Genomic DNA, 23549 nt, shown 5'->3' on the forward strand with positions numbered 1-23549 from the left:
GTCACGGGCCTGTCTCCCCCTGTCACGGACCTACGCGGACTTCAGATAGTGGTCGAGCACCCGGACGCCGAAGTGCAGGGCGTCCACGGGGACGCGCTCGTCGACGCCGTGGAAGAGCGCCCCGTAGTCGAGGCCCGGGGGCAGCCGGAGCGGCGAGAAGCCGTAGCCGGTGATGCCGAGCCGGGAGAACTGCTTGGCGTCGGTGCCGCCGGACATGGTGAACGGCACGACGTGCCCGGCCGGGTCGAAGCGCTCGACGGCGGCCCGGAGCTTGGCGAAGGTCGGCGAGTCGACCGGGGCCTCCAGGGGCACCTCGCGGTGGTGGAACTCCCACTCCACGTCGGGCCCGGTGAGCAGGTCCATGGTCGCGGCGAACTCCTCCTCGGTACCCGGCAGCATCCGCCCGTCGACGTGGGCGACGGCCTGGCCCGGGATGACGTTGACCTTGTAACCGGCTTCGAGCATCGTCGGGTTGGCGCTGTTGCGGACGGTCGACTCGACGAGGGCGGCGGCGGGGCCGAGCTTGTCGAGGAGGAGGTCGACGTCGAGGTCGGGGGCGCTCGTGTCGATGTCGATGCCGTACAGCGCGGCCAGTTCGGTGAGGGCGGCGCGGACGGTCGTGGTGAGGCGGACCGGCCAGGCGTGGCCGCCGATCCGGGCGACGGCCTCGGCGAGGCGGGTGACGGCGTTGGCCGTGTTCACCTTGGAGCCGTGGCCGGCCCGGCCGTGGGCGGTGAGCCTGAGCCAGGCGGTGCCCCGCTCCCCCGCCGCGATCGGATAGAGGGTGGTGCCGGGCTGCGGGTGGAAGCTGAACGCCCCGGACTCGCTGATGCCCTCCGTACAGCCCTCGAAGAGGGAGGCGTGCCGGTCGGCGAGGAAGCCGGAGCCGTCCTCGGCGCTGGCCTCCTCGTCCGCGGTGTAGGCGAGGACGATGTCCCGGCGCGGGCGGATGCCCTGCCGGGCCCAGTCGCGGACGACGGCCAGGACCATCGCGTCCATGTTCTTCATGTCGACGGCGCCGCGCCCCCACACGAGCCCGTCGCGGACCTCGCCGGAGAAGGGGTGCACGGTCCATTCGGCGGGGTCGGCGGGCACGACGTCCAGATGGCCGTGGACGAGGAGCGCCTCGGCCGAGGGGTCGGTGCCGGGGATCCTCGCCACGACGTTGGTGCGGCCGGGGGTCCGCTCCAGGAGGGTCGGTTCGATCCCGGCGTCCGCGAGCCGCTCGGCGACGTACTCGGCGGCCGGCCGCTCGCGGCAGTCGCCGCCGCCGCGGTTGGTGGTGTCGATGCGGATGAGCTCGGAGGTGAAGGTGACCACCTCGTCGAGCGCCGTCGTGTCCGGGCCCCGGACCTCCTCAGCCATACTGCTCCTCCACCGCGGCCGAGACGATGGTCGTGACCGCCTTGAACGTGCGAATTGCCTCGTACATCGTCTCGCTGGTGTACGCGACGCGCCGCTCGCCGCTCCGCGCCACGCCGGGAACCACCGTGGCGGCGGCGCCCAGGTGCTCGGCGTCGAACTCGAGCTCGACGGTGAACGGGCCGCCCCGGACCGGCTCGTGCCGGACGGCGAGCGCTGCGGCGGTCTTCGCGGCGGCCCGGATGTCGGCGGCGGTCCTGGCCGGGGTGCGGCACACCGCCGCGTACCGCGAGATGTGATCCTTGACGGCGACCTTGGGCGCCTCGGGCGCATAGCCGAGGGCGTCCTCGCAGGTCAGGTCGTCCCCGGTGACGAGGACGACGGGCACGCCGTACTCCGCGACCACATGGGCGTTGAGGAGGCCCTCGCTGGCCCGCTCGCCGTTGAGCCAGACCCCGGTGATGGAGTTGGCGAGGTAGGTGTGGGCGAGGACCCCCTCGGATCCGGCGCCGGTGTGGTAACCGACGAAGGCGATGCCGTCGACGTCCCCGTGCTGCACGCCCTCGACCATCGAGAGGGACTTGTGCCGCCCGGTGAGCATCTCGGCCCGCTCGTCGAGCTGCTCCAGGAGCAGGTTCCGCATGGACGAGTGGGCTTCGTTGATGAGGACTTCGTCCGCGCCGCCGTCGAAGAAGCCGAGCACGGCGGCGTTCACGTCGGAGGTGAACATCGCGCGGCACCGCTCCCACTGGGGCGTGCCGGGCAGCACGTCGGCGGGCCAGGTCACACCGGTCGCGCCCTCCATGTCGGCGCTGATGAGGATCTTCATGCCTGGCACCGTACGCGCCGCCCGGCCGCCCTACCACCCCTGTGGATAACCGCCGTTGGAGTGGACCTCTGGCACCCGCCGGACGGCGGTACGGGTCACCGGGCCGGTTCCGGATACCGCCTGGGGTCCTCCTCCGCGAACCTGCGCAGCGCGGCTGCGGCCCGCCGCTCGGGCGGGGTGCCGTCGTCGGGAAGCCGCCACAGGTACTGCCGCGGCTGGACGTCCGGCGCGCCGCCGGCGGTCGGGGGCAGGTCGACGTAGGTGATCACGGTGGTGTCGGGGTCGCGGAAGTCCGTGCTCGACCACCCCTGCCGCAGGCCCCAGCGGGCGAGCAGGCCGGGCCGCTCGCGCAGCCCCCGGGCGATCAGCCGGGCGGTGTCCCGGGCCGGCCAGCTCCAGCCCCGGTCCCGCTCGGCCCGGGTGACCTCCGTGTCGTAGGCGGCGGCGTCGAAACGCAGCTCGGGCAGGTCCGGGAGCCCTCGCGGTGCCCCGGGCCTGCTCCAGCCGTCCCACACGACGTGCGGGCCCACCCGGCGGACGGTGACGTAGAGGGCGCCGCAGCAGCCCTCGGTGCAGTACGCCTCGGCGAGCCGGACCTCGCGGGGTTCCTCTCCGGCCCGTAGGGCACCGGTGTCGAGAAGCCGCTCGGGCACGTCGCCGGGCCCGAGGCCGAACGCCCAGGGCACGAGGGGGCGGCCGTCGACCAGGAAGCGGGTCTCGGCGCCATCGGGGTCGCCCGGGTCGGCGACGGCGACCTCGATCCGCAGCCGGGGCGCCGGGCCCGGCGCCACCGCGGCGGTGACGGCGCGGAGCCGGGGCGCCGTCCGGCGGATCCAGGCGGCCCGCTGCCGCTCGCGCGGATCCTCGGCGGCCCCGGGTGCCTCCCCGCCGGCGTCGAGCAGGGTGCCGAGGACCTCCGCACGGCGCCCGGGCCCCCAGTCGAGCAGGGACGAGGCGCCGCTGTGGAGGTCGACGGCGAGCGAGAGCAGCCGGGCCCGGAGGTCGAGGTCGGTCGGCGGGGCCGCGCCGGCCAGGCGCGCGGTGATCGCCTCGTACAGCTCCTTCGCCTCGCCGTACCGCAGGAGCGCGGTCGTGTAGTCGCTGCGACTGGTCATCCTGGCGAGCAGGAGCACCGCCTGGGCGAGCAGTGCGGGATCGTCGGGGTGTGCCCGGAGGAGCGCGGGAAGCCGGACGGCCTCGGCGATCGAGCGGGCCTGGCCGGGACTCACGTCCCGTGCGGGATCGGCCCGCACGGCCACGACGAGGTCGCGCAGGCCGTCGGCCCGGCCGGAGACCAGGGCGTCCGCGAGGGCACGCAGCCCGGTCCCCTGCGCGCGCTGTGCCAGACCGACCGTCGCGGCGGCCTGCGGGTCCAGCGGTGCGAGGGCCTCCGCGGCGGCGGACCCCAGTCCGTGGAGCAGCCCGAGGTCGCGCAGGTACGGCACGTCCTCGGGTTCCGCGTACCGGCTGAGGAGGCCGAGTCCGCCGGCCACGCCGACGAGGGTGGTCCCGGTCCGTACGAGGCGGCGGCCGAGGGCGCGGGCGGCGCGGTGGTCGGGATGTTCGAGTGTCGCGGCGGCCCGGAAGAGGATCCGGTCGCGGACCCCGACGGCGAGGAGTGCGCCTTCCGCGTCGGTGCCGGGTGGGGCGAGCAACAGCCGCAGGAGGACGTCCGTCACGCGGGCGAGTGCCTCCGGGTAGCGGGGTGCCGGGCCGCGGGGGCGTGGAGGGCACGCGGAGTCGGGGAGGGGGTGGCCGCCCTTGGGGACGGGTGCGCCGCGCAGGCCGAGGGCGTGGTCGGACAGGGCGGGGGCGAGCGTCGAGCGCTCGTACGAGGCGCTCACCGCGCGGGGTGGAGCTCGATTCCGTTGGTCATGGAGGCATGCTGTCCTGACTGCCACCCCACGCGCCACCCGTTTGGCGTCCACCGAATCGGACGAACCATTGCCAACGGGTGCGTATAGGCTGTCTCAGTTGTCGTTCCCGACCTTCCGGAGAGCTCGCGGTGACCATCGCCTTCACCCCGTCCGAAACCACGCCCGTCATGGCCGAGGAGCCGGAGTTCTGGGAGCCCTCGGCTCCCGAGCCCCGGGCCGCCGCGGAGGGCGTCCAGGGAACCCAGGAGGAGGACGACGACGACCACGGCCCGGACCACGACCCGGTCGTCGTCCGTGACGCCCAGGATTTCGGGGTCTACGCGCGGACCGGCGGCTGGACCTTCGCGCTGAAGGTGGCCCGGAGCGTGCGGCCGGGCGGCCAGCCCGCCGAGGGCACGGCCCGGACGAAGGTCTCCGCGAAGGCCTTCGCCGAGCTCGCGGGGTGCTCGCCCGAGCGGGTCATGCGCTACTACAAGGCCTGGGACATGGCGGCCGACGACGGTCTGGTCCCGCAGTTCGAGGTGCTGGTCCCGGGCGAGGACATCGAGCTGCCGGACGCGGACGTCTGGCTGTCGTACTACACCTCGCGCAACAGCGCGTCCTCGGTGCGCGGTCAGGCGATCACCGCGGCGGCCGAGGCGGAGGGCATCCGGCCGACGAAGGCACTGGAGGTCGCGGAGAACCCGACGGCGCTGCGTGCGGCGATCCTCGCCGACCCCGGGACGGCGGAGGCCGCGCGCGGGGCGCTGCTCGACCGGATGAAGGAGGACCCGGCCCTCCAGACCGAGATGGCCCGGGCCTTCGCCCGCACCGACGACCTGAAGAAGGCGGTGGCGAGCGAGGCGAAGGCGGCCGACCGCATCGGGTACGTCCGCCAGATCGTCGAGAACGGCCAGATCAAGACCCCCGCCGGGCAGACCGTCGAGGCGCCGGCCGAGCTGCGGGCCGAGGCCGAGCGGCACCTCTCGCTCCTCGACGAGCTGGACGACTCGGAGGAGGCGGGCGAGTGGGCCGGTGAGGCCTACGACACGGTGAAGGGCCTGGTCGCCAAGGCGGTCGAGGAGGATCCGGCGCTGCGCGTCCAGGAGCGGCGGACGAAGTTCTACAACAGCCTGCAGAAGGCGACGAAGGTCTTCGAGGAGCTGACGCTGGACGAGGTGATGGAGGAGGACATCTACGAAGCGGACATGCTCCAGCGCCTCGAAGCCCTCCAGGAGGCGATCGGCACCTGCATCAGCGCGCTGCGCAGGGCGACGACCACCTCCTGAGGGGAGCCCGGTCAGTCCTCGTGGCCGAGCTGGAGGTCGCGCTCGGTGCGGCCGCCGCCGGCCACCTGGAGGACGGTGGCGACGGGCGGGTAGCCGGCGGCGATGACCGTGTACTCGCCGGAGGACAGGTCGATGAAGCGGAAGGTGCCGTCGGCGCCGGTGGTGAGGGTGTCGACGACGTTGCCGGCCGCGTCGAGGAGGGTGACCCGGGCGTCCTCCACGGGGCGCCCTCCCCCGGCCCGCACGGTGCCGCGCAGCACCGCGCCGCCGGCCAGTTCGATGTCCTGGCGGGTCTCGCGGGAGGACTGGACGCTCACGGGGAGCGCGGCGGGCCGGAAGGCGGGGGCGCTGGCGGCGAGCGTGTACTCGCCCGCGACGAGTTCGCCGATGACGTACCCGCCCTCGCGTCCGCTGCGGGTGGAGGCGACGACCTCGCCGCGCACGTCGGTCAGGGTGACGGCCGCGTCACGCACGGGCGTGCCGTCGGCGGTGACGACGCTGCCCGCGAGCCGTCCGGCGCCGCCGAGGACGACGTCGAGCTCCACCGGCCGGTCGCCGACGGTGACGGAGACGGCCTGCGGCTGGTGGCCGCCGGCCGCCGCGATCAGGACGTACGCGCCGCCGCCGGGGACGCTCAGGGCGTACCGGCCGTCCTCGCCGCTCGCGCCGCGGCCGATCTGGCGGCCCTGGACGTCGATGAGGGTGAGCGCGGCCCGGGGGACACGGCTGCCGTCGTGGTGCTGGACGGTGCCGCAGACGGGGACCCCGGCGTGCGGAGGGGTGGCGACGGCCGGGGCGGGGGCGGCGTGGCGGGCGTGCGGCACGGCCTGGGCGGCGGTGTCGAAGGTGATGTCGGTGGCCTCGGTGAGGGGGCTGTGGTGGGACACCAGCGGTTTCTCCTTGAGGAAGAAGGCGAGGACGAGGCCGAGTACGAGGACCGGCACGAGGTAGAGGAAGATCCGCGGCATCGCGTCCGCGTACGCCTGGATGTACGCGTCGCGCAGGGCGGGCGGCAGGTTGTGGACGGTCCCCGGGGTGATCGACTCGGCCGGCGGCAGGTGCGCGGAGTCCCGCGCCGGGACGTGGGCGAGCCGGTCGCCGAGGGCGTCGTCGAGCCGGGAGGCGAAGAGGGTGCCGAAGACGGCGGCGCCGACGCTGCCGCCGATCTGGCGGAAGTAGTTGTGGGCGCTGGTGGCGGTGCCGAGGTCGGCGGGGCGGACGGAGTTCTGCACGGCGAGCACGAGCACGGGCATGACGAGACCGATCCCGGTGCCGAGGACGGCCTGCCACAGGCTGTGCTGGAGGCGCGGGGTGTCGGTGTCCATGCGGGAGAGCAGCCACATGCCGAGGACGGAGACGGCGCCGCCGATCACCGGGTAGATCTTGTAGTGGCCGGTGCGGCTGATGAGCTGGCCGGAGACGACGGAGGCGATGACGATGCCGCCCATGAGCGGCAGCATCAGCAGGCCGGACTCGGTGGCGCTGGCGCCCTCGACCATCTGCAGGAAGCTGGGGAGGTAGCTGGCGGCGCCGAAGAGCGCGATGCCGACGACGGCGCCGACGAGGGCGGTGACGGTGAAGACGGAGTCGCGGAACAGCCGCAGCGGGATGAGGGGTTCGGGCGCGACGTGCTCGACGACCAGGAAGAGCAGGGCCGTTGCGGCGGCTCCGCCGGCCAGGGCGAGGATGACCCGGGAGTTCCAGGCGTACTCGGTGCCGCCCCAGCTCGTCAGGAGGACGAGGCAGGTGGAGGCGGCGGCGAGGAGCAGTGCGCCGAGGACGTCGAACCGCGCGCGTGCGGTGGGCTTCGGGAGTTTGAGGACGGCGGCGACGACGGCGAGGGTGAGGAGCCCGAAGGGCACGTTGAAGTAGAAGCACCAGCGCCAGGAGACGTGGTCGGTGAAGAAGCCGCCGAGCAGGGGTCCCGCGACGGAGGCGAGGCCGAAGGCGGCGCCGATCAGCCCCATGTAGCGGCCGCGTTCCCGGGCGGGGACGATGTCGGCGATGATCGCCTGGACGCCGATCATGAGCCCGCCGGCGCCGATGCCCTGGATGGCGCGGAAGGCGATGAGCTGGTCCATCGTGCGGGACCAGCCGGCGAGGCCGGAGCCGATGACGAAGACGACGATCGCGAAGAGGAAGACGCCCTTGCGGCCGAGGAGGTCGCCGAGCTTTCCGTAGACCGGCAGGCCGATGGTGGAGGTCAGCAGGTAGGCGGTGATCGCCCAGGACATCCGGTCCAGGCCCTGGAGTTCGCCGACGATCTTCGGCAGGGCGGTGGCGACGATCATCTGCTCCAGCGCGGCGAGGAGCAGCGCGAGCATGAGGCCGCAGAAGACGAGCCGGACGCGGCGGGGGTCGAGGCCGGCGGGCCCCGGCCCGGCCGGTGGGGCGGGGTCGCCGGGTGGAGCGTCCAGGGGTTCCGGGTCCCCCGTGGCGTCCTCGACGCCTTTCACGATCGTGATCGCACCCACGTGTCTGCTCCCCTCGTCGCGGCGTCTGCGCCGCGCCATTCTTCGCATTGCGCACGAAGGGGGAGCAAGTCGGGCGGTACGGGAGGGTGGTGGCACGCCGGGGGGTGAACGTCCCTGCACTACGGCGCACTTGGGTCGCTCATCAGCGCGTTTACGAGAAGGCCCGCGCCCCCCGGTACGCGGTGGCGCGGGTACGGGGGCGCGGGCGATCCACTCGAATCGGTGAACGCTCCGGGCGTTACTTCTCGACCTCGTCCGCCAGCTTGGCGAGGACGGCGTCGTAGATGCGGCCGAGCCCCTTGGGCGCGAAGGTCTTCTCGAAGAAGCCGCCGATGCCGCCGGCGCCGTTCCAGACGGTGGTCACGACGGCACGGGACTTGCCCTCGCCGGCGGGGGTCACGGTCCAGGTGGTGACCATGGAGGAGTTGCGGTCCTTCTCGACGAGCTGCCCGTCGGTGGGCTCGGTGACCTCCAGGAGGCAGTCGCGGACGCGCTTGCTGGTGGCCTGGAGCTTCCAGTGGACGAGGGTGCCCTCGCCGTCGCCGCCCTCGCGGACCTCGTACTCGCTGAAGTGCTCGGGGAGCACCTTCGCGCGCGTACCGCTGTAGTCGGCCAGCGCGTCGAACACCGTCTCCGCGTCGGCGGCGATGATCCGTTCGGTGGTGGCCTCGACCTGCGCCATGGACTTCCTCCAGCTCGTCATTCCTCGGGGGTGTGGGCCAAGCGAACCACGTGGGCTCCGGTGGGCGAAATCCGGGTTGCAACGATCAAGGGAACAGGTGTTCTATTCTGGGCGAACGGCCGAGGCAGAGCCACCGAGGAGGCGTCCATGCGCTGGGACAATCTGGGCGACACCCCCGCCGCCCCCGCCGACATCGCCCTGTTCGGCACGGACGCGGTCACCACCCGCACCTTCGACACCCCCGAGTTCCGGGGCATCACCTTCCACGAGGTGCGGGCCCGCTCGATCCTGAACCGGGTGCCCGGGGCCTCCCGGATGCCGTTCGAATGGACGGTCAACCCGTACCGGGGCTGCACGCACGCGTGTGTGTACTGCTTCGCCCGCAAGACCCACAGCTATCTCGACCTCGACACCGGCCTCGGCTTCGACTCCCAGATCGTCGTCAAGATCAACGCTCCGGAGCTGCTCGCCCGGCAGCTGGCCTCCGCGCGCTGGCAGGGCGCGCACATCGCCATGGGCACCAATGTCGACTGCTACCAGCGCGCCGAGGGCCGCTACCGGTTGATGCCGGGCATCCTCACGGCGCTGCGGGACCGGGCCAACCCGTTCTCGATCCTCACGAAGGGCACCCTGATCCTGCGCGATCTGGAGCTCCTCACCGAGGCCGCCCGGGTCACCGAGGTCGGCATCTCCGTCTCCGTCGGCTTCACCGACCAGGAGCTCTGGCGGACGATCGAGCCCGGCACCCCCTCGCCGCAGCGGCGCCTCGACGTCGTCCGCACCCTCGGCGAGCACGGCATCGACTGCGGGGTCCTGATGGCACCCGTGGTGCCCTTCCTCGGCGACCGGCCCGAGCAGCTGCGCGCGACGGTCCGCGCGATCGCCGAGGCCGGCGCGAGCTCGGTCACCCCGCTCGTGCTGCACCTGCGGCCGGGCGCCCGCGAGTGGTTCATGGCCTGGCTGCGGGAGCACCACCCCGGCCTGGTGCGGCGGTACGAGCGGATGTACGCGGACGGGGCCTACGCGCCGACCTGGTACCAGCGCCGGATCACCCGTCAGGTGCACGAGCTGGCGGCCGAGTTCGGCATCGGGCCCGCCCACCGGGGAGCGGCGCGCCGGATCCCCGTACCGGAGGAGCCCTCCCTGGCGGCCGCCCCCGAGCAGCTCACCCTCCTCTGAGGTCTTTTCCGATCGTCGGACCGGTCACCTGACACGCCGTCGGATCGCCCTCCGTTCGGGTCAACTCTCGGCGAAACAGGTCCCCTCGGTGCCGGTTCGGGACACAAACGCCCTATGACCCCACGCGCAGGAATGCTGATCGCCGCTGGAGCGCTGGTCGCCGGGACGGTCACCGTCCTGCCCGCCGCCCCCGCGGGCGCCGGTGAACCGACCCCCCGACCGCTCCCCCCGCTCGCCTGGACGGACTGCGCCTCGAAGGCGTACCCCAGGCTCCAGTGCGCCACCCTGAAGGTGCCGCTCAACCACGACAACCCGGCCGGGCGCCGGATCACCCTCGCCCTCACCCGGGTCCCGCACACCGCGAAGACCTTCCAGGGCCCGCTGCTCGTGAACCCGGGCGGGCCCGGCGGCAGCGGGCGCGGCATGGCCGGGTACGTGGCGGCCTCGCTGCCCGCGAAGGTGGCCGCCGAGTACGACGTGATCGGCTTCGACCCGCGCGGCGTCGGCAAGAGCGAGCCCGCGCTCGACTGCAAGCCCGGCCACTTCGCACCCGTGCGGGCGGACTCGGTGCCGAACGGGGCCGCGGCCGAGCGGGCGGCGATCGAGCGGGCGCAGTCCTTCGCCGACGCCTGCGGCAAGAAGTACGCGGACGTGCTGCCGTACATCGACACCGTGAGCACCGCCCGGGACCTGGACCGGATCCGCGAGGCGCTCGGCGCGCCGAAGATCAACTACCTCGGCTACTCGTACGGCACCTACCTGGGCTCCGTCTACGCGCGCCTGTACCCGGACCGGGTGCGGCGGATGGCGCTCGACTCCGTCGTGAACCCGCACGGCGTCTGGTACGAGGACAACATCGCGCAGGACTACGCCTTCGACACCCGCCACAAGGACTTCATGGCCTGGGTGGCCCGGCAGAACGCCGTGTACAAGCTGGGCACCGACCCGGCGGCGGTCGAGGCCGCCTGGTACCGGATGCGCGACGAGCTGCGCGAGAACCCGGCCGGCGGCAAGGTCGGACCCGGCGAGCTGGAGGACACCTACCTGCCGGGCGGGTACTACAACGGCTACTGGCCCCGCCTCGCGAGCGCCTTCGCGGCATACGTCAACGACGCGGACCCGGCGCCGCTGAAGGAGGCGTACGAGCGGTACGGGGAGGCCGACGCGGCCGCCGACAACGGCTACTCGGTCTACACGAGCGTGCAGTGCCGGGACGCGGGCTGGCCCCGCGACTGGAACGTGTGGCGCAAGGACAGCTGGGACGTGCACGCGAAGGCGCCGTTCTCGACCTGGAACAACGCCTGGTACAACGCGCCCTGCGCCTTCTGGCCGGTGGAGTCCCTGACCCCGCCGGACGTCACCAACGACCAGGTGCCGCCGGTCCTCATCCTCCAGGCCACGAACGACGCGGCGACGCCGTACGAGGGCGGGGTCGCCCTGCACCGGCTGATCCGCGGCTCCAGCCTCGTCGTCGAGGAGGGCGGCGGGAACCACGGCGTGACCCTCGGCGGGAACGACTGCCTCGACGGGCACCTGGCCGCCTACCTCGCCACCGGCGAGGTCCCGCGCGGCGAGGGCGACGCCGAGGTGGACGCGGTCTGCGCCGCACTCCCCGAGCCCGAGCCGGAGCCCGTGACCGCCGCCGCGCCGACGGCCCCGGAGAAGTCCGGCAAGCGGGCCGGCGCCGTACGCGCGGAACCGGCGGGCGTCGCGCTCCACGGCCTCCTGGGCCACGTCCGCTGACGGCCTTCCGGCCCCCACGGTGCCCGCGCCCCGCAAGGGGTCGCGGGCACTGTCAGTGGTGTGCGCGAGGATGTGGGGCATGACGAGCCACCTCACCCATGTGCCCGCCCCCGACGGCCTCGCGCCCAGCCCCCAGTACAGCCACGTCGTGTGGGGCACGGGACGCTTCGTCGCGATATCCGGGCAGTGCGCCCTCGACGCCTCCGGCGCGGTGGTCGGGGAGGGTGACGCGGCGGCCCAGGCCCACCAGGTCTTCGCCAACCTTGAGCGCTGCCTCGCGGCGGCCGGCGCGGGCTTCGGGGACGTCGTGAAGCTGACGTACTTCGTCACGGACGTCGCCCACCTCCCGGCGGTGCGGGACGCCCGGGACGCCCACTTCGCTGGCGCGCCCCTGCCGGCGAGCTCGGCGGTGCAGGTCTCCGCGCTCGTCCGTCCGGAACTGCTCGTGGAGATCGAGGCGTTCGCGCTGATACCGGAGCGGACGGCCCCGGCGCCCGGCGAGGCCGGGGCGGAGCTCCGTCTGCTACGTTGACGCGCATGTTCCTCTTCCGTGCGTAGGAGTCGGCGATCCGACGACCGTGCCCAGCCGGGCACGGTGTCCCGCCGCCCCCGCACGCCACGGCGCCGCAGGCCGCTGCCCGGCGCCTCTTCCGAGGAACTCCGTCATGTCCGTGACCTCCCCTGCCCACTCCCCCGCGCCCACGTACGCCGCGGTGCTGCGGACCCCGCACGCCCGCCGTGCCTTCGGTGCCGCCCTCCTGGGACGGCTGTCCAACGGCGTCGCCCCGCTCTCCCTGATCCTCTCCGTCAAGGACGGCACCGGTTCGTACGCCACGGCCGGCACGGTCATGGCCGTGCTCGCGCTGACCGGTGTCCTGCTGTCGCCCGCGCGGGCCGCCCTGGTCGACCGGTTCGGGCCGCGCCGGGCCCTCGTACCGCTGGCCGCGGGGTCCGCGCTGCTGCTCCTCGCGCTGGCGGTGGCGACCGCCCGGCCCGCGACCCCGTCGGCCGTCCTCGTGCTCCTGGCCGCCGCCGCGGGGGCGCTGACTCCGCCGCTCGGCCCGGTGTCACGGGCGCTCTGGAGCGGGATCCTGACCGACCGGGACCTGCTGCGGCGCGCGTACAGCCTGGACACGGTGGCGGAGGAACTGCTCTTCGTCACGGGCCCGTTGCTGGTGGGACTGCTCGTGCGGTACGCGTCGGCACCGGCCGGGCTCGCGGTGAGCGCCGGCCTCGTCCTGACCGGGACGCTGGCGTTCGTCACCTCGCCGGCGGTGCGGAGCGCGACCGGAAGGCAAGGGGCAGGGACCGGAAGGCAAGAGGCAGGGACCCGAAAGCAAGGAACCGGGACCGGACAGCAAGGGACAGCGGCGCCGGAGCGGGCCGCGGGCCTGCGGGGCGGCCCCGGGGCCGGGCTGCTGAGGGCGGCGGCCGGGGCGGCCGGGGTCGGCATGTGCCTGGGTGCCGTCGAACTCCTTGTGATCGCGTTCGCCGACGCGCACCACCGCCCGGGGGCGGTGCCGTGGGCGGCGGCCGCCCTCTCGGCGGGCAGCGCGGTCGGCGGCCTCGTGTACGGCGCCGTGCCGTGGCGGGTGCCCACCGCGGTACGCCTGTCGGCCCTGGCACTCGGCCTCGGCGCGGTCCTGGCGTCGGCGGGGCTCGCCCCGCATCCGTACGCGCTGGTCGGCTGGGTGGCGCTCGGCGGTCTCTTCGTGGCGCCGGCCATCACCAGCGCCTATCTCCTGGCCGACGAGGCCGTCGGGGAGGAGTGGCGCACCCGGGCCGGCGCCTGGGTCAACACCGCGTTCAACGCGGGCACGACGGTGGCCACGGCCGGTGCGGGTCTGCTGGTGGAGCGGTTGCCGCTGCCCCTGTGCTTCGCGCTGACCGCGCTCCCGGCGGTTCTCGCGGCGGCCGGGACCCTGGTTCCGGCCCGCCGGCGTCCCGCGTCAGTGGGCGTCGAGTCGCCGAAGTGAGGTCCTGGCCGCGGAGCCGAGCCGGGGGTGCGGGAGCGCCGCCTCCAGGGCCGGGCGGGCGCCGGGGTCTCCCAGGGTGCCGAGGCCCTCGACGCAGGCGAGGCCGACGCGCCAGTGGGGGTCGTCGGCCCGAAGTCGCCGTCCGAGGACGGTGATCAGGGCCGGGACGGACTCGGGGGCGCGGAGCTCGGCGAGCAGCCGCACCGGCAGCAGGGCGTAGGCGACCCGGAGTTCGTTGGTGGCGAGGGCGGCGGCCGCGCGCGCGGTGCGCGGGTCGCCGAGCCGGGCCAGGGCGTGGGCGGCGGTGACGCAGCGCTCCGGATCGCGGTGGTTGAGGAGGAGCACGAGGGCCTCGAAGGCGCGGGGGTCGCCGGCGACACCGAGGACGTAGGCGGCGATCTCGCGGGCCCAGAGCGGCTGTCCGGGCGCGGTGAGGACGCGGTGCAGTTCCTCCCGATCCCCTGTAACGGCGAGTTCCGAGAGTTCCGTGAATGCCGCCGGGAGTTCTCCGGTGTCATTCACGATCTCGTCCCGCAATCGATCGATCATCGAGCAGAATTCCGGATCCTCGGCGATTTCCATGAATCCGACCCTATCCGCGATCCAGATCACACTTTCCCAACTTCCCGGGACTGGCGCGCTCGTTACCGGCCGGTTAGTCTCAGGTGAGCGGGCACCACCCGCACTTCGCACGACGGCCTGGTGACGCAGCCGTTGTGTTCGCTTGTCGGTTCGGCAGTTTCGACGTGGCTCCGGGACAGAGTCCGTCGCTCCTTTTCCCAGGGGCATCGCCCTTCCTCGCGCGTTCCCTCTCGCGCATTTCAGCGGCACCACTCGTGTGCTCCTCTCGCACGCAGCCGCACCCGCGCACTCACGTTTCCCACGCACTGCCCTCAGTCGTCACTCTTCCTCTGGAGTCCCCTGATGGACACCCCTCTCTCCACCATCGCCGTCGTCGGTCTCGGCACCATGGGCGCGGGCATCGCCGACGTCCTCGCCCGGGCCGGCCGCGAGGTCATCGGCATCGACATCAGCGACACCGCCGCCGCCCAGGCCGTCGCCGCCCTGGAGGCCTCCACCGCCCGCGCCGTGGCCCGCGAGCGGATCACCGAGGAGGAGCGCCAGGACGTCCTGGCCCGTTTCCGTACCTTCTCCGACCTCCAGGCGGCCGCCGAGGCCGACCTCGTCATCGAGGTCGTGCCCGAGTCGTACGAGGCGAAGCAGGAGGTCTTCCGCGCCCTGGACGGGATCGTCCGGCCCGGCACGATCCTGGCCACCGGCACGAACGCCCTCTCCGTGACCCGGCTCGCCGCCGACTCGGCGCACCCCGAGCGGGTCCTGGGCCTGCACTTCTTCGCCCCGGTCCAGGCCATGAAGCTGGTCGAGGTCGTCTCCTCCGTGCTGACCGACCCGCGCGCCGTGGACGCCGTGACGCGCCTCGCGCAGGACCTCGGCAAGGAGCCGGTGGCGGTCGGGGACCGGGCCGGTTTCATCGCGGACGGCCTGCTCTTCGGCTACCTGAACCAGGCCGCCGCCATGTACGAGGCCAAGTACGCCTCCCGCGAGGACATCGACGCGGCGATGAAGCTGGGCTGCGGCCTGCCGATGGGCCCGCTGGCGCTGCTCGACCTGATCGGCGTCGACACGGCCCGTACGGTCCTGGAGGCCATGTACGCGGCCTCGCACGACCGGCTGCACGCCCCCGCCCCGATCCTCAAGCAGCTCAGCGAGGCCGGTCTGACCGGCCGCAAGGCGGGCCGCGGCTTCTACACGTACGCGGCGCCGGGCTCCGGCGAGGTCGTGCGCGACGCGCTGACCCCGCTGACCTCCGCCGGGACCGGCGACGGCCGCGAGGTCCGCTCGGTCGGCGTCGCCGGCTCGGGCACGATGGCCTCCGGGATCGCCGAGGTCTTCGCCAAGGCCGGGTACGCGGTCGTGCTCGCCGCCCGCTCCCAGGAGAAGGCGGACACCGCCAAGGCGCGGATCGCCAAGTCCCTGGCCCGCTCGGTCGACAAGGGCCGGATGACGGGCGAGGCCCGCGACGAGACGCTCGCCCTGATCACCCCGGCCGGCTCCCTCGACGCCTTCGCCGAGGTCGACCTGGCCGTCGAGGCGGTCGCCGAGGACCTGGAGATCAAGCAGGAGCTGTTCACGCGGCTCGACAAGATCTGCAAGCCGGGCGCGGTGCTCGCCACCACGACCTCCTCGCTGCCCGTCATCGCCTGCGCCCGGGCCACCACGCGCCCGCAGGACGTCATCGGGATGCACTTCTTCAACCCGGCGCCGGCGATGAAGCTGGTCGAGATCGTCCGCACGGTCCTGACCGGCGACGACGTCCACGCCACCGTCCGCGAGGTCACCGCGAAGATCAGGAAGCACCCGGTGGACTGCGGCGACCGCGCCGGCTTCATCGTGAACGCGCTGCTCTTCCCGTACCTGAACAACGCGATCAAGATGGTCCAGGAGCACTACGCGACCCTGGACGACATCGACGCGGCGATGAAGCTGGGCGGCGGCTACCCGATGGGCCCGTTCGAGCTGCTCGACGTGGTCGGCCTGGACGTCTCGCTCGCGATCGAGCAGGTGCTGCACCGCGAGTTCCGCGACCCGGGCCTCGCCCCCGCCCCGCTCCTGGAGCACCTGGTCGCGGCGGGCTGCCTCGGCCGCAAGACGGGTCGCGGCTTCCGCGAATATGCCCGACGCTGAGCCCCGCGGCCCCGGCTGGGGCGGTCTGCTGAGCCCCCCGGGCACCGCCGGTGTCCCGGGGGTCTCCCCGCCCCCACCTGGGCACACTCCCACTCCGATGCAGTACGTTCGGACCATGCCCAAGGCCGCGAAGACACCCCGTGCCACGTCCCCGTCCGACGCTCCGGAGAGCACGGCGGGCACTCGTGCCGCCGCGCAGCGGCTCAAGATGCGCCGGGAGCTCGCCGCCGCGGCGATGGAGCTCTTCGCGACGAAGGGGTACGAGGCGACGACCGTCGACGAGATCGCGGCCACGGCCGGGGTCGCGCGGCGGACCTTCTTCCGGCACTTCCGGTCCAAGGAAGAGGCGATCTTCCCGGACCACGACGACACCCTCGTGCGGGCGGAGGCCGTGCTGAACGCCGCCCCGCCGCACGAGCACCCGCTCGACACGGTGTGCCGGGGCATCAAGGAAGTCATGAAGATGTACGCGGGGTCTCCCGCGGTCTCCGTGGAGCGCTACCGGCTCACCCGTGAGGTGCCGACCCTGCGCGAGCGGGAGATCGCCTCGGTGGCCCGCTACGAGCGGCTCTTCACCCGCTATCTGCTCGGGCACTTCGACGAGCGGGACCACCACGCCGGCAACGACGACCCGCTGCTCGCCGAGGTGGCCGCGTCGGCGGTCGTCACCGCCCACAACCACGTGCTGCGCCGCTGGCTGCGGGCGGGCGGCGAGGGCGACGTGGAGGCCCAGCTCGACCACGCCTTCGCCATCGTCCGGGAGACCTTCGGCACGGGCATAGGCGCCCGCCCGGCGCCCGCCGGGAGCACCACCGCCGCACCGGCCGAGCCAGCCCCGGAGCAGCCGGTGGCCGCGACCGCGTCCACGACGGGCGACGTCGTGGTCGCCGTGGCGCGTACGGACGCTCCGCTCGACGAGGTCATGCGGACCATCCAGCAGGCGCTCACGAAGCCCTGACACCTCTTCCACCAGGAGGGCCGCCCCCGATTTCCGGGGGCGGCCCTCCTTGCGTTCCCGCAGCTCACGGGCCATTTCGATCGATCATCGCTCATCCGTGACGGGCAGATTGCATCTGAGTGAAATTGTTGGCACGCAGTGCCTTGTCAGGTGACACGGCGTGCCATACGTTGATGTTGTCCGGGCGGCCGGCGAGCAGAGATCACCTCGTTCGCCGGCTGTCCCCACAAGCCAACGGCTCGTGCGCCCGGACGCCTGCGTCACAGGCACCCTCGCGCTCCACCACACAGCGCCGCCACCGCACCACCCAGCCGAACCGACGGCACACCTCCACAGCAGCAGCACTTCCCGCCGTAACCCCCAGGCGTCCCTCCCTCAGGACGCTCACCGCCGGAGGCAACCCGTGAAGGAAATCCTGGACGCGATCCAGTCGCCGGACTCCACGTCCGCCGATTTCGCGAACATCAAGCTCCCCGAGTCGTACCGGGCCGTCACCGTCCACAAGGACGAGGCCGAGATGTTCGCCGGAGTCGCCAGTCGCGACAAGGACCCCCGCAAGTCGCTCCACCTCGACGACGTCGCGCTCCCCGAGCTCGGCCCGGGCGAGGCGCTCGTGGCCGTCATGGCGAGCTCCGTCAACTACAACTCGGTCTGGACCTCGATCTTCGAGCCCGTCTCGACCTTCGGCTTCCTGGAGCGCTACGGGCGTCTCTCCGAGCTCACCAAGCGCCACGACCTGCCGTACCACGTCATCGGCTCCGACCTCGCGGGCGTCGTCCTGCGCACCGGCCCGGGCGTCAACGCCTGGCAGCCCGGCGACGAGGTCGTCGCGCACTGCCTCTCGGTCGAGCTGGAGTCCTCCGACGGCCACAACGACACGATGCTCGACCCCGAGCAGCGCATCTGGGGCTTCGAGACCAACTTCGGCGGCCTCGCCGAGATCGCCCTCGTCAAGTCCAACCAGCTGATGCCGAAGCCCGGCCACCTGAGCTGGGAGGAGGCGGCGGCCCCCGGCCTCGTCAACTCCACCGCCTACCGCCAGCTGGTCTCCCGCAACGGCGCCGGCATGAAGCAGGGCGACAACGTCCTCATCTGGGGCGCGAGCGGCGGACTCGGCTCGTACGCCACGCAGTTCGCCCTGGCCGGCGGCGCCAACCCGATCTGTGTCGTCTCCTCCCCCGAGAAGGCCGACATCTGCCGGTCGATGGGCGCCGAGGCGGTCATCGACCGCAACGCCGAGGGCTACAAGTTCTGGAAGGACGAGAACACCCAGGACCCGCGCGAGTGGAAGCGCTTCGGCTCCAAGATCCGTGAGCTGACGGGCGGCGAGGACATCGACATCGTCTTCGAGCACCCGGGCCGCGAGACCTTCGGCGCCTCCGTGTACGTCACGCGCAAGGGCGGCACCATCACCACCTGCGCCTCGACCTCGGGCTACATGCACCAGTACGACAACCGCTACCTGTGGATGTCGCTGAAGCGGATCATCGGCTCGCACTTCGCCAACTACCGCGAGGCGTGGGAGGCCAACCGCCTGATCGCCAAGGGCAAGATCCACCCCACCCTGTCGAAGGTCTACTCCCTGGAGGAGACCGGCCAGGCCGCCTACGACGTCCACCGCAACCTCCACCAGGGCAAGGTCGGCGTCCTCGCCCTCGCCCCGCAGGAGGGCCTGGGCGTCAGCAACCCGGAGCTCCGGGCCCAGCACATCGACGCCATCAACCGCTTCCGGAACATCTGAGGTCCCGAAGATGACTGAGCGCCAGAAGGACCGGCCGTGGCTCATGCGGACGTACGCCGGTCACTCGACCGCCGAGGCGTCCAACGAGCTGTACCGGCGCAACCTCGCCAAGGGTCAGACCGGCCTCTCGGTCGCGTTCGACCTGCCGACGCAGACCGGGTACGACCCCGACCACATCCTCGCCCGCGGCGAGGTCGGCCGGGTCGGCGTCCCCGTCTCGCACCTCGGTGACATGCGCCGGCTGTTCCAGGACATCCCCCTGGAGCAGATGAACACCTCGATGACGATCAACGCCACCGCCATGTGGCTGCTGGCGCTCTACCAGGTGGCCGCCGAGGAGCAGGGCGCGGACATCACCCAGCTCCAGGGCACCACCCAGAACGACATCGTGAAGGAGTACCTGTCGCGCGGGACGCACGTCTTCCCGCCCGGCCCCTCGCTCCGCCTCACGACGGACATGATCGCGTACACGGTCAACCACATCCCGAAGTGGAACCCGATCAACATCTGCAGCTACCACCTGCAGGAGGCCGGGGCCACGCCGGTCCAGGAGATCTCGTACGCGATGGCGACCGCGATCGCCGTCCTCGACTCGGTCCGCGACTCGGGCCAGGTCCCCGAGGAGCGGTTCGGCGAGGTCGTCGCCCGCATCTCCTTCTTCGTGAACGCGGGCGTCCGCTTCATCGAGGAGATGTGCAAGATGCGCGCCTTCGGCCGCATCTGGGACAAGATCACGCTGGAGCGGTACGGCATCGAGAACCCCAAGCAGCGCCGGTTCCGCTACGGCGTCCAGGTCAACTCGCTCGGCCTGACCGAGGCCCAGCCGGAGAACAACGTCCAGCGGATCGTCCTGGAGATGCTGGCGGTCACCCTCTCCAAGGACGCCCGCGCCCGTGCCGTGCAGCTCCCGGCCTGGAACGAGGCCCTCGGCCTCCCCCGGCCCTGGGACCAGCAGTGGTCGCTCCGCATCCAGCAGGTGCTCGCCCACGAGTCCGACCTGCTGGAGTACGAGGACATCTTCGCCGGCTCGCACGTGATCGAGGCCAAGGTGGACGCCCTGGTCGAGGAGTGCCTGGCCGAGATCGACCGGATCCAGGAGATGGGCGGCGCGATGGCGGCCGTCGAGTCCGGCTACCTCAAGTCGCAGCTGGTCTCCTCGCACGCCGAGCGGCGCGCCCGGATCGAGGCCGGCGACGACAAGATCGTCGGCGTCAACATCTTCCAGTCGACCGAGGAGAACCCCCTCACCGCCGACCTGGACACCGCGATCATGACGGTCGACCCGGCGGTCGAGGCCCGGGTCGTCGGCTCGATGAAGACCTGGCGCGACAACCGCTACCAGCCGCCGTTCAACCACCCGCGGCCCTGCAAGGCCCTGGAGCGCCTCAAGGAGGCCGCCAAGGGCACGGACAACCTCATGGAGGCCACCCTGGAGTGCGCCCGCGCCGGGGTCACCACCGGCGAGTGGGCCGGGGCCCTGCGCGAGGTGTTCGGCGAGTTCCGCGCCCCGACCGGCGTCTCCTCCGCCCCGGTGGCCGTGACGGCCGAGGCAGGCACGCCGCTCGCCCTGGTCCGCGAGAAGGTGGCCAGGACCGCCGAGGACATGAACGTCGGGCGGCTGCGGCTGCTCGTCGGCAAGCCGGGCCTGGACGGGCACTCCAACGGGGCCGAGCAGATCGCCGTACGCGCGCGTGACGCCGGTTTCGAGGTGGTCTACCAGGGCATCCGGCTGACCCCCGAGCAGATCGTGGACGCCGCCCTGGCGGAGGACGTGCACTGCGTGGGTCTGTCGATCCTCTCCGGCTCGCACTCCGCGCTGGTCCCCGACGTCCTCGACCGCCTCCGCGAGGCCGGCGCGACGGACATCCCGGTCATCGTCGGCGGGATCATCCCGAACGCCGACGCCGCAGAACTGAAGCGCGCGGGTGTCGCCGCGGTCTTCACACCGAAGGACTTCGGTATCACGGAGATCATCGGCCGTATCGTCGACGAGATCCGGCAAGCGAACAAGCTCAGCCCCCTTGAAAGTACGGAGGTCCTCGCATGACCAGCCCTGTGAACCGGCTCCGCCCCCGCCGCTCCTGCCTGGCGGTGCCCGGCTCCAACCCGCGCTTCCTGGAGAAGGCCCAGGGCCTCGCGGCCGACCAGGTCTTCCTCGACCTGGAGGACGCGTGCGCCCCGCTGGCCAAGCCCGAGGCCCGGCACACCATCGTGAAGTTCCTCAACGAGGGCGACTGGACCGGCAAGACCCGCGTGGTCCGCGTCAACGACTGGACGACCCACTGGACCTACCGCGACGTCGTCACGGTCGTCGAGGGCGCCGGCCAGAACCTCGACTGCATCATGCTGCCGAAGGTCCAGGACGCCCAGCAGATCGTCGCCCTCGACCTGCTGCTCACCCAGATCGAGAAGACCATGGGCTTCGAGGTCGGCAAGATCGGCATCGAGGCGCAGATCGAGAACGCCCAGGGCCTGACCAACGTCAACGCCATCGCCCAGGCCTCCCAGCGCGTCGAGACGATCATCTTCGGCCCGGCCGACTTCATGGCCTCCATCAACATGAAGTCCCTCGTCGTGGGCGAGCAGCCGCCCGGCTACCCGGCCGACGCGTACCACCACATCCTGATGAGCATCCTGATGGCGGCCCGCGCCAACAACCTCCAGGCGATCGACGGCCCCTACCTGCAGATCCGCAACCAGGAGGGCTACCGGGCGGTCGCGCAGCGCGCCGCGGCCCTGGGCTTCGACGGCAAGTGGGTGCTGCACCCGGACCAGGTCGCCGCCGCGAACGAGATCTTCTCGCCCTCGCAGGAGGACTACGACCACGCCGAGCTGATCCTCGACGCGTACGACTACTACACCTCCGAGGCGGGCGGCAAGAAGGGCTCCGCGATGCTCGGCGACGAGATGATCGACGAGGCCTCCCGCAAGATGGCCCTGGTCATCTCCGGCAAGGGCCGCGCCGCCGGCATGCAGCGCACCAGCAAGTTCGAGATCCCGGAGGCCTGAGTCCGATGCAGTTCGGCCGTACCTACGAAGAGTTCGAAGTCGGTGCCGTCTACAAGCACTGGCCCGGAAAGACGGTCACCGAGTACGACGACCACCTCTTCTGTCTGCTCACCATGAACCACCATCCGCTGCACATGGATGTGAATTACGCCGAGAACACGACGGACTTCGGCAAGAACGTCGTCGTCGGCAACTACATCTACTCGCTGCTCCTCGGCATGTCCGTGCCGGACGTCTCCGGCAAGGCCATCGCCAACCTGGAGATCGAGTCGCTGCGGCACGTGGCGCCGACCTTCCACGGCGACACGATCTACGGCGAGACCACGGTCCTCGACAAGACCCCGTCGAAGTCGAAGAACGACCGCGGCATCGTCTACGTCGAGACCAAGGGCTACAAGCAGGACGGCACCCTCGTGTGCGTCTTCCGCCGCAAGGTGATGGTCCCCACCGAGACGTACATCAAGGAGCGCGGCGGCGAGCAGCCCGGCCGCCCCGAGCTCAAGGAACAGGGGAAGTAGTCATGGCGCGACTCGCCCAGACCCACGGTCTGACCGATGTCCAGCAGGAGATCCTCGCCACGGTCCGGGACTTCGTCGACAAGGAGATCATTCCGGTCGCGACGGAGCTCGAGCACCGCGACGAGTACCCGCAGCAGATCGTCGACGGGCTCAAGGAGCTCGGCGTCTTCGGCCTGATGATCCCCGAGGAGTACGGGGGCCTGGGCGAGTCGCTGCTCACCTACGCGCTGTGCGTGGAGGAGATCGCCCGTGGCTGGATGTCGGTCTCCGGCATCATCAACACGCACTTCATCGTGGCGTACATGCTGAAGCAGCACGGCACCCAGGAGCAGAAGGAGTACTTCCTTCCGCGGATGGCGGCCGGCGAGACGCGCGGCGCCTTCTCGATGTCGGAGCCGGGCCTCGGCTCGGACGTGTCGGCGATCACGTCCAAGGCCGTCAAGGACGGCGACGAGTACGTCCTCAACGGCCAGAAGATGTGGCTGACGAACGGCGGCACGTCAACGCTGGTGGCCGTTCTCGTCCGAAGTGACGAAGGACACCCGGAGGGCACGGCCCCCCACAAGTCGATGACGACCTTCCTCGTCGAGAAGGAGCCCGGCTTCGGAGAGGTCCGCCCCGGCCTCACGATCCCCGGGAAGATCGACAAGATGGGTTACAAGGGCGTCGACACGACCGAACTCATCATGGACGGACTGCGCATTCCGGCCAATCGCGTGCTCGGCGGGGTCACCGGCCGAGGGTTTTACCAAATGATGGACGGCGTCGAGGTCGGCCGCGTGAACGTGGCGGCCCGTGGTTGCGGCGTCGCACAGCGTGCTTTCGAACTGGGTGTCTCCTATGCCCAGCAACGTCACACTTTCGGCAAGGCGATCGCCCAGCACCAGGCGATTCAGTTCAAGCTGGCCGAGATGGCTACCAAGGTCGAGGCCGCCCATGCCATGATGGTGAACGCAGCACGCAAAAAGGACTCCGGGGAACGAAACGACCTCGAAGCAGGGATGGCGAAGTACCTCGCCTCCGAATACTGCAAGGAGGTCGTCGAGGATGCCTTCCGCATTCACGGTGGATACGGCTTCTCCAAGGAGTACGAGATCGAGCGCCTCTACCGGGAGGCACCGATGCTGCTCATCGGTGAAGGTACCGCCGAGATCCAGAAAATGATCATTGGTCGTCGGCTCCTGGAGGAGTACCGATTCCAGGGCTGATTGTCGCTTTTGAGTCGGT

18 protein-coding genes are annotated in these 23549 nt (G+C 71.8%); 12 read left to right on the forward strand and 6 right to left on the reverse strand.

Annotated elements, in window-relative coordinates:
- Positions 1–30 precede the first annotated feature (30 nt).
- The 3 genes from ACF07V_RS21535 to ACF07V_RS21545 all read right to left on the reverse strand — a co-directional run bounded on the left by ACF07V_RS21535 (position 31) and on the right by ACF07V_RS21545 (position 4035).
- A complete protein-coding gene (locus tag ACF07V_RS21535; RefSeq protein ID WP_392156283.1) occupies positions 31–1365 on the reverse strand; it encodes a M20/M25/M40 family metallo-hydrolase in 1335 nt (444 codons plus the stop codon).
- Complete coding sequence (locus ACF07V_RS21540; protein ID WP_392156285.1) at positions 1358–2191, reverse strand: M55 family metallopeptidase; 834 nt, start codon at positions 2189–2191, stop codon at positions 1358–1360. Before ACF07V_RS21540 ends, ACF07V_RS21535 begins: the two co-directional genes overlap by 8 nt.
- Before the next feature lie 95 nt (positions 2192–2286).
- Positions 2287–4035 (reverse strand): hypothetical protein, encoded by a 1749-nt coding sequence (locus tag ACF07V_RS21545; RefSeq protein WP_392156287.1) that lies wholly within the window; start codon positions 4033–4035, stop codon positions 2287–2289.
- A gap of 161 nt (positions 4036–4196) precedes the next feature.
- On the opposite strand from ACF07V_RS21545, the gene ACF07V_RS21550 reads away from it, so the two are divergent.
- Positions 4197–5336: a hypothetical protein gene (locus ACF07V_RS21550; RefSeq protein WP_392156289.1), complete on the forward strand. Its 1140-nt coding sequence runs from the start codon at positions 4197–4199 to the stop codon at positions 5334–5336.
- 11 nt (positions 5337–5347) lie between these two features.
- Here the strand turns inward: ACF07V_RS21550 and ACF07V_RS21555 are convergent, their stop codons facing one another.
- Positions 5348–7810: an MFS transporter gene (locus ACF07V_RS21555; protein ID WP_392156291.1), complete on the reverse strand. Its 2463-nt coding sequence runs from the start codon at positions 7808–7810 to the stop codon at positions 5348–5350.
- A gap of 238 nt (positions 7811–8048) precedes the next feature.
- Entirely contained in the window at positions 8049–8492 is a 444-nt protein-coding gene (locus ACF07V_RS21560; RefSeq protein ID WP_017236784.1) for an SRPBCC family protein, read from the reverse strand.
- Positions 8493–8639: 147 nt separating this feature from the next.
- Here ACF07V_RS21560 and ACF07V_RS21565 point away from each other — a divergent pair, with 147 nt between their 5' ends.
- The 4 genes from ACF07V_RS21565 to ACF07V_RS21580 all read left to right on the forward strand — a co-directional run bounded on the left by ACF07V_RS21565 (position 8640) and on the right by ACF07V_RS21580 (position 13390).
- Positions 8640–9671 carry an Rv2578c family radical SAM protein gene (locus ACF07V_RS21565; RefSeq protein ID WP_392156293.1) on the forward strand — a complete coding sequence of 344 codons (1032 nt, stop codon included), beginning with the start codon at positions 8640–8642 and terminating at the stop codon, positions 9669–9671.
- A gap of 114 nt (positions 9672–9785) precedes the next feature.
- A complete protein-coding gene (locus ACF07V_RS21570; RefSeq protein ID WP_392156295.1) occupies positions 9786–11414 on the forward strand; it encodes an alpha/beta hydrolase in 1629 nt (542 codons plus the stop codon).
- 79 nt (positions 11415–11493) lie between these two features.
- Entirely contained in the window at positions 11494–11946 is a 453-nt protein-coding gene (locus ACF07V_RS21575; RefSeq protein ID WP_392156297.1) for a RidA family protein, read from the forward strand.
- 133 nt (positions 11947–12079) lie between these two features.
- Positions 12080–13390, forward strand: coding sequence for an MFS transporter (locus tag ACF07V_RS21580; RefSeq protein ID WP_392156299.1), 1311 nt, complete (start codon positions 12080–12082; stop codon positions 13388–13390).
- Here ACF07V_RS21580 and ACF07V_RS21585 read toward each other — a convergent pair.
- Entirely contained in the window at positions 13364–13972 is a 609-nt protein-coding gene (locus ACF07V_RS21585; protein WP_392156301.1) for a HEAT repeat domain-containing protein, read from the reverse strand. The two genes, ACF07V_RS21580 and ACF07V_RS21585, sit on opposite strands and share 27 nt — an antisense overlap.
- A 342-nt stretch (positions 13973–14314) precedes the next feature.
- Between ACF07V_RS21585 and ACF07V_RS21590 the strand changes: the two genes are divergently transcribed.
- From ACF07V_RS21590 to ACF07V_RS21620, 7 genes are all read left to right on the forward strand, one after another.
- Positions 14315–16096, forward strand: a complete 1782-nt coding sequence (locus tag ACF07V_RS21590; protein WP_392156303.1) for a 3-hydroxyacyl-CoA dehydrogenase family protein — start codon at positions 14315–14317, stop codon at positions 16094–16096.
- Positions 16097–16211: 115 nt separating this feature from the next.
- Positions 16212–17054, forward strand: coding sequence for a TetR family transcriptional regulator (locus ACF07V_RS21595; protein ID WP_392156304.1), 843 nt, complete (start codon positions 16212–16214; stop codon positions 17052–17054).
- Between the two features lie 403 nt (positions 17055–17457).
- A complete protein-coding gene (gene ccrA, locus ACF07V_RS21600) occupies positions 17458–18795 on the forward strand; it encodes a crotonyl-CoA carboxylase/reductase (RefSeq protein ID WP_392156306.1) in 1338 nt (445 codons plus the stop codon).
- Positions 18796–18805: 10 nt separating this feature from the next.
- The gene (locus tag ACF07V_RS21605) at positions 18806–20842 is read left to right on the forward strand and encodes a protein meaA (RefSeq protein ID WP_392156307.1); all 2037 of its coding nucleotides are present in this window, start codon (positions 18806–18808) and stop codon (positions 20840–20842) included.
- On the forward strand, positions 20839–21804 hold the full coding sequence (locus ACF07V_RS21610; protein WP_351845217.1) for a CoA ester lyase: 966 nt from the start codon (positions 20839–20841) through the stop codon (positions 21802–21804). The genes ACF07V_RS21605 and ACF07V_RS21610 overlap by 4 nt, the downstream gene beginning before the upstream one ends.
- A 5-nt stretch (positions 21805–21809) precedes the next feature.
- Complete coding sequence (locus ACF07V_RS21615; protein ID WP_015656728.1) at positions 21810–22322, forward strand: MaoC family dehydratase; 513 nt, start codon at positions 21810–21812, stop codon at positions 22320–22322.
- A gap of 2 nt (positions 22323–22324) precedes the next feature.
- Positions 22325–23530, forward strand: coding sequence for an acyl-CoA dehydrogenase family protein (locus ACF07V_RS21620; RefSeq protein ID WP_017236794.1), 1206 nt, complete (start codon positions 22325–22327; stop codon positions 23528–23530).
- Positions 23531–23549 lie beyond the last annotated feature (19 nt).

Source organism: Streptomyces sp. NPDC015661 (assembly GCF_043077765.1).
Lineage (GTDB): Bacteria > Actinomycetota > Actinomycetes > Streptomycetales > Streptomycetaceae > Streptomyces.

What these genes read in the sequence shown, in the direction of transcription:
- ACF07V_RS21540 (WP_392156285.1), bottom strand. Translation starts at nt 2,191, where the DNA reads ATGAAGATCCTCATCAGCGCCGACATGGAGGGCGCGACCGGTGTGACC.
- ACF07V_RS21605 (WP_392156307.1), top strand. Translation starts at nt 18,806, where the DNA reads ATGACTGAGCGCCAGAAGGACCGGCCGTGGCTCATGCGGACGTACGCC.
- ACF07V_RS21565 (WP_392156293.1), top strand. Translation starts at nt 8,640, where the DNA reads ATGCGCTGGGACAATCTGGGCGACACCCCCGCCGCCCCCGCCGACATC.
- ACF07V_RS21570 (WP_392156295.1), top strand. Translation starts at nt 9,786, where the DNA reads ATGACCCCACGCGCAGGAATGCTGATCGCCGCTGGAGCGCTGGTCGCC.
- ACF07V_RS21580 (WP_392156299.1), top strand. Translation starts at nt 12,080, where the DNA reads ATGTCCGTGACCTCCCCTGCCCACTCCCCCGCGCCCACGTACGCCGCG.
- ACF07V_RS21610 (WP_351845217.1), top strand. Translation starts at nt 20,839, where the DNA reads ATGACCAGCCCTGTGAACCGGCTCCGCCCCCGCCGCTCCTGCCTGGCG.
- ACF07V_RS21535 (WP_392156283.1), bottom strand. Translation starts at nt 1,365, where the DNA reads ATGGCTGAGGAGGTCCGGGGCCCGGACACGACGGCGCTCGACGAGGTG.
- ACF07V_RS21615 (WP_015656728.1), top strand. Translation starts at nt 21,810, where the DNA reads ATGCAGTTCGGCCGTACCTACGAAGAGTTCGAAGTCGGTGCCGTCTAC.
- ACF07V_RS21595 (WP_392156304.1), top strand. Translation starts at nt 16,212, where the DNA reads ATGCCCAAGGCCGCGAAGACACCCCGTGCCACGTCCCCGTCCGACGCT.
- ACF07V_RS21560 (WP_017236784.1), bottom strand. Translation starts at nt 8,492, where the DNA reads ATGGCGCAGGTCGAGGCCACCACCGAACGGATCATCGCCGCCGACGCG.
- ACF07V_RS21620 (WP_017236794.1), top strand. Translation starts at nt 22,325, where the DNA reads ATGGCGCGACTCGCCCAGACCCACGGTCTGACCGATGTCCAGCAGGAG.
- ACF07V_RS21575 (WP_392156297.1), top strand. Translation starts at nt 11,494, where the DNA reads ATGACGAGCCACCTCACCCATGTGCCCGCCCCCGACGGCCTCGCGCCC.
- ACF07V_RS21590 (WP_392156303.1), top strand. Translation starts at nt 14,315, where the DNA reads ATGGACACCCCTCTCTCCACCATCGCCGTCGTCGGTCTCGGCACCATG.
- ACF07V_RS21585 (WP_392156301.1), bottom strand. Translation starts at nt 13,972, where the DNA reads ATGGAAATCGCCGAGGATCCGGAATTCTGCTCGATGATCGATCGATTG.